15 protein-coding genes and 2 pseudogenes are annotated in these 15,924 nt (G+C 48.6%); 15 read left to right on the top strand and 2 right to left on the bottom strand.

Going from position 1 to position 15,924, the window contains the following annotated elements; genetic code table 11:
- Positions 1 to 58: 58 nt before the first annotated feature.
- The 3 genes and pseudogenes from tnpC to BJQ97_RS15995 form a co-directional block, all read left to right on the top strand.
- Positions 59 to 1,021: pseudogene (tnpC, locus tag BJQ97_RS16005) on the top strand (IS66 family transposase); the annotation flags it as partial.
- Between the two features lie 466 nt (positions 1,022 to 1,487).
- Positions 1,488 to 2,717: a hydantoinase/carbamoylase family amidase gene (locus BJQ97_RS16000; protein ID WP_160157337.1), complete on the top strand. Its 1,230-nt coding sequence runs from the start codon at positions 1,488 to 1,490 to the stop codon at positions 2,715 to 2,717.
- 25 nt (positions 2,718 to 2,742) lie between these two features.
- The gene (locus BJQ97_RS15995; protein WP_160157336.1) at positions 2,743 to 3,927 is read left to right on the top strand and encodes a M20 family metallopeptidase; all 1,185 of its coding nucleotides are present in this window, start codon (positions 2,743 to 2,745) and stop codon (positions 3,925 to 3,927) included.
- Between the two features lie 179 nt (positions 3,928 to 4,106).
- Here the strand turns inward: BJQ97_RS15995 and BJQ97_RS17770 are convergent, their stop codons facing one another.
- Positions 4,107 to 4,829 carry a type II toxin-antitoxin system VapC family toxin gene (locus tag BJQ97_RS17770; RefSeq protein WP_236567304.1) on the bottom strand — a complete coding sequence of 241 codons (723 nt, stop codon included), beginning with the start codon at positions 4,827 to 4,829 and terminating at the stop codon, positions 4,107 to 4,109.
- 6 nt (positions 4,830 to 4,835) lie between these two features.
- Positions 4,836 to 5,006: a hypothetical protein gene (locus tag BJQ97_RS15985; protein WP_157068373.1), complete on the bottom strand. Its 171-nt coding sequence runs from the start codon at positions 5,004 to 5,006 to the stop codon at positions 4,836 to 4,838.
- Positions 5,007 to 5,364: 358 nt separating this feature from the next.
- Here BJQ97_RS15985 and BJQ97_RS15980 point away from each other — a divergent pair, with 358 nt between their 5' ends.
- The 12 genes and pseudogenes from BJQ97_RS15980 to arsB all read left to right on the top strand — a co-directional run bounded on the left by BJQ97_RS15980 (position 5,365) and on the right by arsB (position 15,919).
- Positions 5,365 to 5,817 (top strand): VanZ family protein, encoded by a 453-nt coding sequence (locus BJQ97_RS15980; RefSeq protein WP_160157647.1) that lies wholly within the window; start codon positions 5,365 to 5,367, stop codon positions 5,815 to 5,817.
- 370 nt (positions 5,818 to 6,187) lie between these two features.
- Positions 6,188 to 6,418: a putative holin-like toxin gene (locus BJQ97_RS15975; RefSeq protein WP_160157335.1), complete on the top strand. Its 231-nt coding sequence runs from the start codon at positions 6,188 to 6,190 to the stop codon at positions 6,416 to 6,418.
- A 155-nt stretch (positions 6,419 to 6,573) separates the two neighbouring features.
- Positions 6,574 to 7,563 carry a LacI family DNA-binding transcriptional regulator gene (locus tag BJQ97_RS15970; protein WP_160157334.1) on the top strand — a complete coding sequence of 330 codons (990 nt, stop codon included), beginning with the start codon at positions 6,574 to 6,576 and terminating at the stop codon, positions 7,561 to 7,563.
- Positions 7,560 to 8,453, top strand: a complete 894-nt coding sequence (rbsK, locus tag BJQ97_RS15965) for a ribokinase (RefSeq protein WP_160157333.1) — start codon at positions 7,560 to 7,562, stop codon at positions 8,451 to 8,453. Before BJQ97_RS15970 ends, rbsK begins: the two co-directional genes overlap by 4 nt.
- Positions 8,453 to 8,851, top strand: coding sequence for a D-ribose pyranase (rbsD, locus tag BJQ97_RS15960; protein WP_160157332.1), 399 nt, complete (start codon positions 8,453 to 8,455; stop codon positions 8,849 to 8,851). Before rbsK ends, rbsD begins: the two co-directional genes overlap by 1 nt.
- Before the next feature lie 23 nt (positions 8,852 to 8,874).
- Positions 8,875 to 10,368 (top strand): sugar ABC transporter ATP-binding protein, encoded by a 1,494-nt coding sequence (locus BJQ97_RS15955; RefSeq protein ID WP_160157331.1) that lies wholly within the window; start codon positions 8,875 to 8,877, stop codon positions 10,366 to 10,368.
- Positions 10,365 to 11,309, top strand: coding sequence for a ribose ABC transporter permease (gene rbsC, locus BJQ97_RS15950; RefSeq protein ID WP_160157646.1), 945 nt, complete (start codon positions 10,365 to 10,367; stop codon positions 11,307 to 11,309). The genes BJQ97_RS15955 and rbsC overlap by 4 nt, the downstream gene beginning before the upstream one ends.
- 32 nt (positions 11,310 to 11,341) lie before the next feature.
- Positions 11,342 to 12,277 carry a ribose ABC transporter substrate-binding protein RbsB gene (gene rbsB / locus BJQ97_RS15945; protein WP_160157330.1) on the top strand — a complete coding sequence of 312 codons (936 nt, stop codon included), beginning with the start codon at positions 11,342 to 11,344 and terminating at the stop codon, positions 12,275 to 12,277.
- A 564-nt stretch (positions 12,278 to 12,841) separates the two neighbouring features.
- Entirely contained in the window at positions 12,842 to 13,939 is a 1,098-nt protein-coding gene (locus BJQ97_RS15940) for a hypothetical protein (protein WP_160157329.1), read from the top strand.
- A gap of 26 nt (positions 13,940 to 13,965) precedes the next feature.
- Positions 13,966 to 14,253: pseudogene (locus tag BJQ97_RS15935) on the top strand (DUF1360 domain-containing protein); the annotation flags it as partial.
- Positions 14,254 to 14,482: 229 nt separating this feature from the next.
- Positions 14,483 to 14,830 (top strand): ArsR/SmtB family transcription factor, encoded by a 348-nt coding sequence (locus tag BJQ97_RS15930; RefSeq protein WP_160157328.1) that lies wholly within the window; start codon positions 14,483 to 14,485, stop codon positions 14,828 to 14,830.
- 21 nt (positions 14,831 to 14,851) lie between these two features.
- The gene (arsB, locus tag BJQ97_RS15925) at positions 14,852 to 15,919 is read left to right on the top strand and encodes an ACR3 family arsenite efflux transporter (RefSeq protein ID WP_160157327.1); all 1,068 of its coding nucleotides are present in this window, start codon (positions 14,852 to 14,854) and stop codon (positions 15,917 to 15,919) included.
- Positions 15,920 to 15,924 lie beyond the last annotated feature (5 nt).

Here is a 15,924-nt window from a genome sequence, read left to right as displayed (position 1 = left end):
TCGGAATCCGCCTGAAATAATTTGAAAAAGGGATTCTGAAATAATATGCTAGTTTACATTCCCTTTCTATGCAACCAATCATGTACAATATGGACCGGTCATCACTTCGCTCATTTTATACTGGAATCATGCGCAGTTGATCCCGTGCGAGCGTGTCACGGAGATGGTCAAAGCGCTAGTCGATCATTCGATGAGTGCAGGCACAGTCGTGAACATGACGAGACGATGGCTCCCTGTGTTCGAAGCAGCGCTTGAAGAGATGGAAGCGGCGTTGCTCGCCTCCAAGACGTTGCACGTCGATGAAACGAGTCTGCGTGTGAACGGAAAGAACCAATGGGTGCACGTGGCTTCCACTGCCAAGGTCACCCGATACGGACTGCATCGTTCCCGTGGAAAGCAAGCGACGGACGACATCGGGATCTTGCCACGGTACAAAGGAACGATGGTGCACGATGCGTATTCGGTGCACCCGATGTACACAGAGGCGAGCCATGCCCTTTGCCACGCCCATCATCTCCGGGAGCTTCGGGCATATACAGAACTTTACGGTCATTCATGGTCCAAAGAGATGAGCGAAGCGCTGTTGAAGATGAAACAGGCGGTGGAGAACGCGGGCGGAGCGCTGCCGAAGGAGGAAGTCCGGTATTGGGAAGCCGTGTACGACGAGCTTCCAGCGAATGGCCGCCGAGAACTCGAGGAGCGTTGCCGACAAGGCAAGCATGAAGGCGTCCGCAACGCGCAACATTTCATCCAGCGCCTAGAAAAGCGCAAGCAAGAAGCGCTTCTCTTCCTGCGAAAGAAAGAAGTGCCGTTTGACAACAACCAAGCCGAGCGCGATTTGCGGATGGTGAAAGTCAAACAAAAAATTTCCGGAACGTTTCGTCAGGAAGACGATGCCAAGGCTTTCTGTGTCATTCGCAGCGTCATGTCCACCCTGCAAAAACACGGAAAGCCGGCTTGGGAATCGTTGCAAAGACTTCTAAGTGGGGAGTCTCTTCAAACGATTCTCCATTCCTCCTAGGGCATTTTCGATACGGGAAATGCCCTATTGGTGCTGGATTCTGAAAATCTCACTAGTATTGGGCTGAATGGATACGTGAAAGCGCAAAATACACTTCTTCCTTCGACAACGAGAACAAAAACAGCCAAACCTAATCGTATAGCAGGCGTTCCTAAGGAAACGATTTAAACTTCAAAACGTGAAGCATTTCGCACAATAAAAAGCAAAGAGAGCCGAAGATCACAGCACCTTGCCATACTGAGGAGCACACATGCAAAAACAGAGAGCTATGCTATGACTCTCTGTTTCTACGAATCTCGACAATCCTCGGGGCGTGACAGGCACGTATCCTACACTTTCACTTCGTTTAGAAGTGGGAGACTTCTTTCGGAAATTAAAGTATTTGAAAGTTTATTAAATATTTATTATATTCGAAACATAGATGGAATTCATTGGTGAATAACGGGCGAGGAGGAGGGGAAATTGATTGGTTGCGGGAGAAAGACTTTGGCAACGGCTCATGGAGCTAGGAGAGATCGGCAAGCAGCCGGGCGGCGGTATTACGCGCCTATCGTTCACCGCTGAAGAGCGGCGGGCGAAAGACTTGGTCGCTTCTTATATGCGCGAAGCGGGGCTGTCCGTGTACGAAGACGCAGCAGGCAATTTGATCGGGAGGAAAAAAGGAACGAACTCAGAGGCTCCGGTTGTGCTTGTCGGTTCGCATTTGGATTCGGTCTACAATGGAGGGCGCTTTGACGGTCCGCTCGGGGTGTTGGCTGGCGTGGAAGTCGTTCAGACGATGAACGAGCAAGGGATTGTGACACATCACCCGATTGAGGTCGTGGCATTTACCGATGAAGAAGGAGCGCGTTTTCGTTTCGGCATGATCGGCAGCCGCGCGATGGCGGGGACATTGCCGCCTAAAGTGCTCCACTATCGTGATGCGGAAGGGATTTCCCTCGCCGAGGCGATGAAACAGGCGGGGCTTGACCCGGACCGCTTGCCGCAGGCAGCGCGAAAACCAGGAACGGTGAAAGCCTATGTCGAATTGCATATCGAACAAGGACGGGTGCTTGAGGAGACAGGACTTCCAGTTGGCATTGTCACCGGCATCGCCGGGCTCGTCTGGGTGAAATTCACCATCGAAGGAAAGGCGGAACATGCGGGAGCGACACCGATGGCGTTGCGCCGCGATCCGATGGCGGCGGCCGCTCAAATCATCGCGGTCATTGAAGAGGAAGCGAGACGGACAGGGACAACAGTCGGGACTGTAGGGCAACTGTACGTCTTTCCAGGCGGCATTAATATCATTCCGGAACGAGTCGAATTTGTGCTCGATTTGCGTGATTTGAACGCGGAGGTGCGCGACCAAGTCTGGAAAGTCATCGCAACGCGGGCAGAGAAGATCGCCACGGAGCGGAACGTTCGTCTCACGATGGAGTTGCTGCAAGACATGCCGCCGGTGCTCTGTTCCGATGAGGTGAAGCGTGCTGCCGAGGCGGCGTGCAAAAAGCTTGGCTGCTCGCCGTTTTGGCTGCCGAGCGGTGCGGCTCATGACGGAGTGCAGCTGGCGTCCATTTGTCCAATCGGGATGATTTTTGTCCGCTCCCAAGACGGGGTGAGCCATAGCCCGTCGGAATGGAGCACGAAAGACGATTGTGCTGCCGGCACCGCTGTTCTGTATCATACAGTGCGGCAGCTGGCCCAAGCGGAATAACGAAAAAAGAACAGGGGGAAACGTGATGACAAAGGAAGAGATCAAACGGCTCGTCGATGAAGTGAAAGCGGACGTCATCGCCTGGCGCCGCTATCTGCATGCCCATCCGGAATTGTCGTTCCAAGAGGAGAAAACGGCGCAGTTTGTGTACGAGACGCTGCAATCATTCGGCCATCTCGAGTTGTCGCGGCCGACGAAAACAAGCGTCATGGCGCGGCTCATCGGCCAACAGCCGGGCCGAGTCGTCGCCATTCGCGCGGATATGGATGCATTGCCGATTCAAGAGGAAAACACGTTTGAGTTTGCTTCAAAAAACCCGGGCGTCATGCATGCGTGCGGACATGACGGCCATACGGCGATGCTTTTGGGAACGGCGAAAATTTTCTCCCAGCTGCGTGATCAAATCTGCGGTGAAATCCGCTTTTTGTTCCAACATGCGGAAGAATTGTTCCCCGGCGGGGCGGAAGAAATGGTGCAGGCCGGCGTCATGGACGGGGTGGACGTTGTCATCGGCACTCACCTTTGGTCGCCGCTTGAGCGCGGAAAAATCGGCATTGTGTATGGGCCGATGATGGCCGCACCCGACCGGTTTTTCATCCGCATCATCGGCAAAGGCGGCCACGGGGCGATGCCGCACCAAACGATCGATGCGATCGCCATCGGCGCCCAAGTCGTGACGAACTTGCAACATATCGTCTCGCGCTATGTGGACCCGCTCGAGCCAGTCGTTCTGTCCGTGACGCAATTTGTCGCCGGTACGGCGCATAACGTCCTGCCTGGGGAGGTCGAAATTCAAGGGACGGTGCGGACGTTTGATGCGGAGCTGCGGCAGACGATCCCGCAATGGATGGAGCGTATTGTCAAAGGCATTACCGAAGCGCACGGCGCTTCGTACGAGTTTCAATTTGACTACGGATACCGCCCGGTCGTCAACTACGATGAAGTGACCTGCGTCATCGAAGAAACAGCGCGCGAGCTGTTTGGCGATGAAGCCATCGCCCGCCTGAAGCCGAACATGGGCGGCGAGGATTTCTCGGCCTTCTTGCAAAAAGCGCCGGGCAGCTTTTTCTACGTCGGCGCTGGAAACAAAGAAAAAGGCATCGTTTACCCGCATCACCACCCACGCTTTACGATTGATGAGGATGCGCTTGAGATCGGGGTGCAACTGTTTGTCGCGGCGACGTTGAAACTGTTGGCGGAAGCAGAGTAGGCGCTTCCGCTTTTTGTACGTCTTGAAGGCGGATTGATATTTTGCATGATCTCCTTCGGTTGCCAATCCACATGATTGGACTTGATGTAGCCCACATGAGTGGAAAAGAAATGAAGGAGGGCATGGGCTTTTCTGCCTTCCTGAATTTTTGGAGCCTCCATTCGATCAAGACGACAGGGCTAGGCGATTTTGACAATTTTCGTAACCGGTGCTTGGTTAGGGCTCTGACTATAAAGAGCGTTCACAAAATCACCGTCAAGTGTGGCGAAATAATCATAATGATAATATGTTGCGAGGGCATAGTGCAAGGCATCATATGCTTCGAGCTGCAAAAGCCGCATTTGAGCCAAGGCTAAATCTTGAATGTTGGCATCTGCCGTTAGGAATTCGATGTGGAAATTTTGTCTTATGACAGATAAAAATTCATTATATCGATCAATGGAATTGTTGTAAAAGACTTGTAACTTGTTTCTTTGGTGGGGATAATTCATTTTCACCAACTTGATTAGTTCTGAAATATTAATAGAAACGTTCTTTTTGTAGAAGCTTGGAATATGTTTTTTCCAAACGTTATACAGGAAGGATACGCTTTCTTCCAATTCTCCAAGGTGATGATTGTGTCGAGACTTTGGACGTAGATTGGATTGATTTTTATGGTAGATTTCTAATGGTAATAGAATTTCTTGAATGAGTAAGTTATGTACCACTTCTCCAAATACATGTGTACTTATCCCTAATTTCGCTACACCTTCGTTATGCCACTTTTGAAGGATTTCACATACCTTGTCTCCTCTTCGGTCATCGGAGTCCATATAGGACAAAATAAAACAAGCATCGATGTATATAGACGCTTGTCCAAAATGTTCATCTATGGCATCTTCATATGTCATTACAAACGACATAATCGGCTACCGTCCTTGTTTGTAGATGTCCACTAATTTTTTGCCAAAGGGAGAAGGTTTGGCTATTTTTTTCCGTAATTCGGCAAATGAAAGATCCTTATCCGGTTTGTTGGCCTGTTCAGTGTAAGACAGTGTCACCTTCATTTTCGTTTCCAAAGCGGAGGGCATATCGATCACCTCATTGATTCTCCTTTCTAAAAATTATAATGCTGGCCAGAAAAAATGTACAGATTTTTCTTTTACTACTATACCCTTGTTCATGAAAACATAAACAGGGAGAGAATCTCCCCTAAAGGGGTAATGGCTGAAAGAGAAGGATGTTTGGGACGGAGAAGAACTCTTCTCTAAGCTCACGAGCAGATGATTTGAAAGCAATGGTTGATGGTTGTTTTCCTGCGGCTTGTAGAAAAAGAAAATGGAAAAATACTACCCATCCTTGTTATGATGGTAACGGGTTTAGCCAACAAGGCTCTTTGCTTTCATGGTTTGGAGTGCCTTGTTTTGTTGGCAAAAAGGTTGTTGGCAGGTGAAAACAATGAGAGATTTTCTCTCCCGCTGGCTTCCCGTCATCCTCTGGTGTTTAGTCATTTACACGTTTAGCGAGTCTTCGTGGTTCACTGGAGCGAATACCGCTCAAGTTCTGCAAGTGATTCTCTCGTATTTGCCGTTTGGCGGTGGGGAGGAGGAAGGTCCTTCTTTCTTGAACTTCCTTATTCGTAAAGCGGCGCATTTGACCGAATTCGGCATTTTGGCTGTGTTGGTCTGGCGAGCGCTGTTCCCGAGGCGGGCGTCGTATATCGGTGCTTGGCTGTTTGCGACCGTGTATGCGGCAACCGACGAGTGGCATCAATCGTTTGAACCGGGGCGGACGGCGACGCCGAAAGACGTGGCGATTGACTCGTGCGGGGCGCTGATTGCGTTGGTGATCGTCTTTGTTTGTCGCCGTTGGCTGAAAGCAAGGCATCGTTCGCTCCATCGCGGCATATGATCATAACAAACTCTCCCCATGTATAGGCCGAGACGAAAAAGGAAAGAATGATAAATAACCAGTTTTGGAGAAAAGGGAGAGATGCCTATGGCCGCGTTTATTGCTGGAATGTTTGTTGGTTCATTCGTGATGCTTGTCATCATGAGCATGATGGTGGCCGCCAAACGGGCGGATGAAGCGAGTGAACGATGGGAAAAAGAATAGCAAAGAAAACTCCTTGCGTCAGGCAAGGGGTTTTTTGTATTATGGAAAAACGTCCTGAATTTCCCAATACATATTTGTTGCTAAGAGCGGACGTGGTATAATACATATGCACCGTTTACGCAGGGTGGGCAGTGGCGACTCCCTTGATGAAAGGGGGTGCTGCTGGATGATGACTGTTGCGGAGGCACTGACGTTAATGATTTCGTTTGCATCGCTGATCGTGGCAGTCATTGCAGTATCAAAAGAAAAGCAACCCAACCTGCTCGGCCTAGGTAAGGGTGGGTTGCTTCTGCCTGCTTCTGGGCCGCTGCACTTCTTGCAGCCACCGTGCGTGTTGGTCAGGGCATTGGCCGTTGCCAATGTCCTGTTTTTATCGTATGCCTTTCCATTCTTATGATAACCATAATCGAGGGAAAATCACAATACGGCTTGCATGGAAAAGAGCGTACACATTCCTGAGGATGTGCTCAAAAAATTGCTTGATGGCGCACGAAAAATAGGATATACTATGTGTAACCGGTTACACATATACAGATAAAGAAGGAAGCGAGCATGGCAACAATTCGTGATGTAGCAAAGCGTGCAGGTGTATCCGTCGCCACCGTTTCGCGGGTGTTAAATCAAAACGGATACGTCAATGAGGAAACAGAAAAGCGAGTCAGACAGGCGATGGAAGAACTGAATTACAAACCGAATGAGGTGGCGAGGGCGCTATTCAAAAAAACATCCAAAACGGTCGGGCTGATTGTCCCGGATATCACCAACCCGTTCTTTCCGGAGCTCGTTCGCGCGGTGGAAGATGTGATGAATATTTATGACTATACCGTCATTTTATGCAACTCCGATGAGAAGGCGGAAAAAGAACGAGAATATATCGAGGTGTTAAAGCAAAAATACGTGGACGGCGTCATTTTGACCACGAATCAGTTCGCGCCGGAAGAAGTCGAGGAATGGGATGTTCCGATTGTCGTGCTCGATCGTTCGCTGCATGAACGTTATCCGTCGGTGGTCGCGGATAATTACGAGGGAGCCCGTTTAGCGACGCGTCATTTGTATGAAGTGGGCTGCCGGCGGATCGCCCATATTCAAGGACCGACCCACGTGGTGAACGCCATAGAGCGTTTTCGCGGCTATCAAGATGAAATGAAGGCGCTGGGGTTGGGAGATCGGCAGCTCGTCATTCAAGGCAATTACCAGTTGAAGCAGGCGAAGGAAGCGGTGATGGCCGCGTTGGCCGATCATGAGATCGACGGGATTTTTGCCGGCAACGACGTGATGGCGGTCGGCGCATTGAAAGCGGTTCAGCAATGCGGGCTGCGCGTTCCGGATGATATTGCGATTATTGGCTATGACGGCATCCCGCTGACGGAAATGACAACACCCGAACTATCGACCGTGTCTCAGCCCATTTATGAAATGGGCGCCATGGCGGCAAGAATTTTAATTAAACAAATTGAGGGGAAGCCGCTTGAGAAGTTCCATTATCAACTTCCGGTTCAACTGATGGTGCGCGAGTCCACGTCAAGGGGGGAACGAACGTGAACAAACCAGTTATTACGGTGATCGGCAGCATCAACATGGATTTAGTCACCGTGGCACCACGCTTTCCAAATCAGGGAGAAACGATTTTAGGCGAACAGTTTCTCACCACTCCCGGCGGCAAAGGGGCGAACCAGGCGGTGGCCGCCGCCCGCCTCGGCGCCAATGTGCAGATGATTGGCGCGGTTGGGGATGATGCGTTTGGTCAAGAGCTCATCCGTTCGTTACAAAACGAAGGCATTTCCGTCGACTGTGTGAAACCGGTTACACATCAACATACAGGCATTGCTTCGATTACGATTTCTGAACAAGACAACCGAATTATCGTCGTGCCGGGAGCGAACCATGCCCTGACGATAGAGGATATTAACGAGTGCGAATCGGCGATCGCCAAAAGCGATGTTTGTTTATTGCAGCTCGAAATTCCCATTCCGGTCGTCGAGCGGGCGGTCGCCATCGCCAAGCGCCATGGCGTGCGCATCATCGTCAACCCAGCTCCAGCCCAGCCGTTGCCGTCGTCGGTGCTCGAGCAAGCGAGTTTCTTGACGCCCAACGAACATGAGCGGGTCATTTTGTTTGCCGGGATGGACGAAGAAGCGTTTGTCGATCGGCTCATCGTCACCGAAGGGGCAAAAGGGGTGCGCATTTGGCAAGAAGGACAAGAACGGCTCATTCCAAGTTTCCAAGTTCCAGTCGTCGATACGACGGGCGCGGGCGATACGTTTAACGGGGCGCTCGCGGTGGCGCTCGCGGAAGGGAAGCCGCTTGATGAAGCGTGTCGGTTCGCCAATGCGGCCGCGGCTTTGTCGGTAACGAAACTCGGGGCGCAGGCCGGGATGCCGAGACGGCAAGAGGTCGAGTCATTTTTGTTCAAACAGAGGGAGAGTCAGTGATGAAAAAACGAGGGATTTTGAATAAAGAATTGAACACGCTGCTTGCCTCGCTAGGGCACACCGATACGATCGTGATTGCCGATTGCGGGCTGCCGATTCCGAACGAACATGCGCGCATCGACTTGTCTATCGTCAAAGGGTTCCCGCCCTTCTTATCCGTTTTGGATGCGATTGTTGATGAGCTGGAAATTGAGGAAATCGTACTAGCTGAGGAGATCAAGAGCGAGAATCCGGACCTATACGAAAGCATCAAGGCAAGAATGGGGGATGTTCCTGTCCAATTTGTCCCCCATGAAGATTTCAAAGAGATGACAAAGCAGGCGAAAGCGGTGATTCGCACTGGGGAGGCGACTCCCTATGCCAATATCATTCTGCGTTCTGGTGTGAGTTTTTCATAGAAAGGAAAAGGAGGGCAGAAACGATGAAGCCCTTGATTGAAATGCGGTCGATTCAAAAGTCGTTTGGCGACAACGTCGTCCTCAATGGCGTTGATTTTGAGGTGCTCCCTGGAGAAGTGCATGCGTTGATGGGAGAGAACGGAGCGGGGAAATCAACGCTCATCAAAGTGTTGACTGGCATTTATGAGCGGGATGGGGGAACGATTGTTGTCAACGGGCGCGAAGTGCATTACCGCCATCCGAAAGAGGCGGAACGCGACGGCATTGTCGTCATTCATCAAGAGTTGAACGTCATTCCGACATTGACGGTGGCTGAAAACATTTTCCTTGGGCGCGAGCCGAAAATCGGAAAAACCGGCTTGATTCGCCATAAGGAAATGGAGAAACAAGCCGCTTCCCATTTGCGGAGATTAGGAATCGAGCTCGACACGCGGGAGCTCGCTGGTCGGTTGTCCGTCGGCAAGCAGCAAATGATCGAAATTGCGCGGGCCATTTCAACGAATGCGAAGTGTCTCATTATGGATGAACCGACAGCGGCGCTTACCGAGCGCGAAATTCAGGCTTTATTTTCTGTCATTCGCACATTGAAGCAGCAAGGCGTCGCGATCGTGTACATTTCCCACCGAATGGAAGAGATTTTTGCCATTTGCGACCGGATTTCGGTTCTCCGGGACGGCCAGTTTATCGGCACGAAACAAGTCAAGGAAACGAACTTCGATGAAATTGTGCAAATGATGGTCGGTCGGCAAATCGGGGAGCGCTTTCCAAAGCGGAATGTCGCGATCGGGGAAGAACGGCTGCGCGTAGAGCGGCTCACGAAAAAAGGGTTGTTTGAGAATGTATCGTTTTCCGTGCGAGCCGGTGAAGTGCTTGGTGTGGCGGGACTGATGGGATCGGGGCGAACCGAGATCATGGAAGCGATTTTCGGCGCCAGATCATTCGATGAAGGAAACATCTATATCGACGGGCGCCCTGTGCGCATCCGGTCTCCGCGCCAAGCCGTAGAACATGGCATCGCCATGATTACCGAAGACCGAAAGCAAAAAGGGCTCGTTCTCGACATGAGCGTCCATGAGAATTTGACTTTGCCGAAATTGGAGCAATTGGCGGCAGCGGGATTCGTCCAGTCATCGAAAGAGCGGGACGTGGTGTTGACATACATCCATCTGTTGAATATTAAAACCTCCTCCCCAGATTTGCCGGTGAAAGCATTGAGCGGCGGAAATCAACAAAAAGTCGTATTCGGCAAGTGGCTGGCGATGAGCCCGCGCATCCTCATTTTGGATGAACCAACCCGAGGGGTCGATGTCGGGGCAAAGAAGGAGATTTACGACATCATCAATGAATTGGCCGCTCAAGGTGTTGCCGTTATGATGGTGTCTTCCGAATTGCCGGAAGTATTAGGGATGAGCGACCGGGTCATGGTCATCCATGAAGGGAAAGTGCAGGCGATCTTGGAAAACGACGGCTTGGATCAAGAAACCGTCATGCGCGCAGCGACAGGGGGGAATCGATAATGGAAACGAAGCGAAAATGGGATGTGAAAAAACTAGGGCCTCTGATTGGGTTGTTTTTGCTATGTATAGCCCTTTCCGTGTTGAGCGATGACTTTTTGACAATGGACAACTGGCTCAATCTTCTGCGGCAAGTATCGATCAACGCGCTGATTGCGTTTGGGATGACGTTTGTCATTTTAACGGGGGGCATTGATTTATCGGTCGGTTCGGTGTTGGCGTTATCAAGCGCCATCACAGCAGGAATGATGGCGCAAGGGGTCAGCGGATTTGTCGCGATATTCATCGGCTTATTAGCAGGCATGGCCATGGGCGTCTTGAACGGAGTCTTGGTCACCAAAGGAAAAGTTGCCCCTTTTATCGCCACACTGGCGACGATGACCGCATTTCGCGGCTTGACTCTCGTTTACACGGACGGGCGTCCGATTACAGGGTTTGCGTCTGATGACATCCTGTTTCAGATGATGGGGCGCGGTTATTTCTTCGGCATTCCCGTACCGATTATATTGATGCTCGTCGTCTATATCGTGTTGTATATCGTCCTGAAAAAGACGACCTTTGGCCGTCATACGTATGCGATTGGCGGGAACGAAGAAGCGAGCCGTCTATCAGGACTTCGCGTTGATCGGCTCAAAATCTATGTGTATGCGCTAACAGGGACGTTATCCGCTTTGGCGGGGCTCATTTTAACCTCCCGATTGAATTCCGCGCAGCCGACAGCGGGAACGGCGTACGAGTTGGATGCCATTGCGGCCGTTGTTTTAGGTGGCACAAGTTTGTCAGGAGGGAGAGGCTGGATTTTCGGCACGTTAGTCGGCGCTCTGATTATCGGTGTATTGAACAATGGATTGAATTTGCTCAATGTGTCATCGTTCTACCAGCAAGTCATTAAAGGAGCGGTCATTCTTCTTGCGGTGCTGTTAGACCGCCGCAAAGAAGCATGATAGATTTTATCAAAAAACAAGGGGGAATCCAAATGAGAAAAGCAGTAGGGCTGTTAGTTGCATTATTGCTTGCGGGAGTCGTGTTGGCTGGATGTTCGCTCGACCAAAACAACGCATCGAGCGACAAAGGGAAAACGAAACAGGATGGAGAAGTCAAAATCGGTTTATCCATTTCCACCTTGAACAACCCGTTCTTCGTCACTTTAAAAGAAGGGGCTGAAAAAGCCGCCAAGGACGAAGGGGCAAAATTGATTGTCGTCGATGCCCAAAATGACTCGGCAAAACAAATTAACGATATTGAAGACTTGATCCAACAACACGTCGATGTGCTTTTGGTCAACCCGACGGACTCAAGCGCCGTCACTTCTGCGATTGAATCAGCCAACAGCGCCAACATTCCGGTCATTACGGTCGACCGCAGCGCGGACGGTGGGAAAGTGGTCGCCCATATCGCCTCCGACAATGTGGCTGGAGGAAAAATGGCGGCGCAATTTATCGTCGATCATTTGAAAAACGGTGGAAACATTGTGGAATTGGAAGGGATTCCTGGTTCGTCAGCAGCCCGTGAACGCGGAGAAGGATTCCACCAAGTGATTGACAAAGCAGCCAATATGAAAGTCGTCGCCAAACAAGCGGCTGATTTTGACCGGGCCAAAGGATTGTCGGTCATGGAAAACATTTTGCAAAGCCATAAAGACATTCAAGCGGTCTTTGCCCATAATGACGAAATGGCATTAGGGGCGTTGGAGGCTTTGCAGGCGCATGGAATGAACAACGTCCTTGTGGTCGGGTTCGATGCGACAGATGATGCGGTCAAAGCGGTGAAAGAAGGCAAAATGGCGGCAACCGTCGCGCAAAAGCCGGCATTAATTGGCGAAAAGGCTGTAGAAGCAGCCATTCGTGTTCATAAAGGGGAGAAAGTGGACAAATTTATCCCAGTTCCGCTTGAATTGGTTCAAGGGCAATAATATGGAATTTTATCCGGTGGTGCTAGTTGAGCTCTGATGCTCAACTAGCACCATGGGTTAGCTAAAGCAACTTGTTATGACTGGTAAGTTAAACCTCCATGGCTACATAAAGGTGCTAGCCATGGGGGGCTTTTACTTGCATGTGTACTCAATGTATATTGATTCTAGGGATGAAATTTTTGAAAAATTTGTCATTCAATCTCTCGACCGCTTTATGATTATATTTAAAGAATATTTACCTAAGAATGTCGAACTTCCTCGAAATGTTCAAGCCGACATACTTCGAATCTACTTTGAAAGGGATTGTTCATTTTCTTTCTTTTTTTCTTAGAAGTTGTTAAGTATACTTATCAGAGTGATATGGATGACGTAGTAAGATCTATTTTAGAAACAATGGTTAGCTATTTTAGAGATTTTAATTATGGAATATTAGTAAAATTCAAGGATGGTTATGAGCTATATGTTTCGGAAGATGGGGAGGATGCATCTGTCTTTTTTTCAGTCACATACTAGAGTACGAAGAATTCAAAAAAACACAAGAAGTGGAAAGAGTGTATGTGTATTATGAGATATGTTAAGGAAATTCAATTTATTGCTTTACTATACTTATTTTTAATTTTGTTATCTGGTATTCTTTATTCATACACGATAACTAGAATTGTATCTATTTCGCACATCTCCCCTTTTTGGGTTATAATTATAAATTCAATTATTAGCATTTTCATTTTTATTGACTTCTCTTATATAAAAAAATTTTCAACTTTACATTCTCGGTTTATTAGTGCAATTACAAGCTTTCTTTTATTGATATTATTTTTTTTGTCATCTTTTCTAAAAGATCAAGGAATTATCTTATTAGTTGCATACGCAATTTCATTTTTCTCTTCTTCGTATGTTGGAAGAAGTTTAGAAAGAAAAATATTCGAAGAGGAGAAACGCTTATTTGGCGGTATGGTTAAAATCAGTATAGTTGGGAATTTAGCGAAACTTATAGGATTTGGAGTAGGGGCTTTCATTTTTAGTATTCCTTTAAGTATATACATTTTCTTATCATTCATTTTGTTTTTAGTCATGGCAAGTGTAAATGTTGAACACGGTTTTTCGTATAGCAAGGTTGCTATTGCAGGTAAAAAGAAAGTAAATAGTTTATTTTTGCTACTATTTGTTGGGCTTATATCATCCATTCCGATTCTATGGATACCATCTTTAGTAGAAAGATTTAATGAGGCAGGCATGATCAGGTTATCTTTTATTCCATTTGTATTACCAGGAATAATGAATATTTTATTTCTGAGATATCTGAAAGATAGGATTTGGAGTAAGTATATTCCTCTCTTTTACTTTGTATTAACTGTCTTTTTCATGGCGATATATTATATTGATGTCTCCCTTATTTTTCAAGTTATAGTACTGAGTACTATTATCACTCTAGGTGTGAGCATAAATGTTTATATAAATACGATTTTTCTTCAGAAAAATAAAACAAGGGACAAGAGGGAGCTAATGCAATTAATTAATGTTGTTACATCAGTCTCTACTTTATTATTTAGTTTTTTCACAATATACATTTCCCTTACTGTTCATCTTATGTTATTAATAAACGCTACTTTAAGTTTGTTTATTTTTGTATTTTTTGCACGAATAAGGGGGGAAGATGAATGAAGATAGGATTATGTTACAGAGATTCTATTCACGAGGAATTTATGAAAAAAGAGGAAATTCAACACGAGGACGGGAGTACGGAAATCAAGAAAGTGCCGAAATCGAAATTTGGTTATTTGCTGAATTGTTATTGGTGCGCGGGTGTATGGAGTGCGATGTTTCTCGCGCTTGGGTATTTATTCATCCCGACAATTGCAATGCTGTTTATTTTTATTTTTTCGATCGTCGGGGCGCAGGCGATTTTGGAGACGTTTGTCGGGGTGGGGACGAAGGCGATCGATCTGTTGTCGGCGGCGAAAAAACGAATGGACTAGAGCGTGTTGGCGGCGGGCAGAGAGCAGGGAACATTTGCGAGCGTGCGGCGGAAAAATGCCGCACGCTCGCTTTTCTTGCTTTTGTAGGTATATCGTTATTGACTTATATAAGCATTTAATTATATACTGATTGACAGAAACAATTTCGTTGGTCGTCGTGACTGTTTCCATGATGTATGTTCGTTTTTTTATAAGCAAATAATTATGTGATGATGAATGGAGGGGTTATATGCCGCAACTCGCAATGGAGATGGAAGCGACAGCCCGGGTGTTGAAGCTGCTCGGCGATCCGACGCGGCTGACGATTTTGGCGATTTTGAATAAGCGGGAGTGCTGTGTGTGTGAGCTGCTTGAGGTGTTTTCGACCAGCCAGCCGGCGATCAGCCAGCATCTTCGCAAATTGAAAGATGCCGGGCTGATCCAAGAGGAGCGGAGAGGGCAGTGGGTGTATTATTCGCTCCGGACGCAAAGTGAATATTACCCGCTGCTGCAAGCGGTGTTGTCATACGTCCCGGATCAAGATGAAAACATTCGCAAAATCGAGACAGCGAATCCGGCGTCCCGCTGCGGGTGCTGATTTTTTTAAACGGGGTGAAACATGGTGGATTGGTGTGAGCCAAAACGGTTGTCGTTTTTAGATCGGTATTTGACGGTATGGATTTTTTTGGCGATGGCTTTCGGAATCGGTTTAGGGATTTGGTTTCCGCAGGTTGTTGGCGGGCTGAACCGCTTGCAAGTCGGAACAACCTCGATTCCGATTGCGATCGGGTTGATTTTGATGATGTATCCGCCGCTGGCGAAGGTTCGTTATGAGGAGATGGGGCGGGTATTTAAAGACGTCAAAGTGCTCGTTTTGTCTCTCGTGCAAAACTGGGTGATCGGTCCGATTCTTATGTTTTTGTTGGCGATTGTCTTTTTGCCGGATAAGCCGGAGTATATGATCGGCTTGATTTTAATCGGCCTCGCCCGCTGCATCGCCATGGTCATCGTCTGGAATGACTTGGCGCGCGGCGATGCGGAATATGCGGCAGGGCTTGTCGCCTTCAATTCGCTCTTTCAAGTGTTGTTTTTCTCGCTGTATGCGTATGTGTTTGTCACGGTGATTCCAGAGTGGATTGGACTTGAAGGGGCGATCGTGAATATCACGATGGCGGAAGTGGCGAAATCGGTGTTCCTGTACTTAGGGGTTCCGTTTTTGGCCGGCATGGCGACAAGGTTTTGGCTTGTGAAAGCGAAAGGGCGGACATGGTATGAAACGGTGTTTGTGCCGAAAATCAGCCCGCTGACGCTCGTTGCGCTCTTGTTTACGATCGCCGTGATGTTTTCGCTCAAAGGCGATATGATCGTCAGCTTGCCTCTTGATGTCGTCCGGGTCGCGATTCCGTTGTTGCTGTATTTTGTTTTGATGTTTTTCGTCTCCTTCTTTTTGGCGAAAAAGTTGGGCGCCGGCTATCCGGTGTCGACGACGCTTGCGTTTACGGCGGGAAGCAACAACTTTGAGCTCGCCATTGCCATGGCGGTCGGCGTGTTTGGCATCCATTCGGGCGCGGCGTTTGCGGCCGTCATCGGTCCGCTCATTGAAGTGCCGGTGATGCTCACGCTTGTCAACGTAGCATTGGTGTTTCAGCGAAAGTATTTTTCCTCTGTCACTCCCACATCAAAGTAAAGGTC

Origin of the sequence: Geobacillus sp. TFV-3 (assembly GCF_009901865.1) — a bacterium.
In the GTDB taxonomy this organism is placed as follows: Bacteria; Bacillota; Bacilli; order Bacillales; family Anoxybacillaceae; genus Geobacillus; species Geobacillus thermoleovorans_A.
The sequence above is the reverse complement of the archived record's forward strand: the minus strand, read 5'-3'. Positions and strand labels throughout refer to the sequence as shown.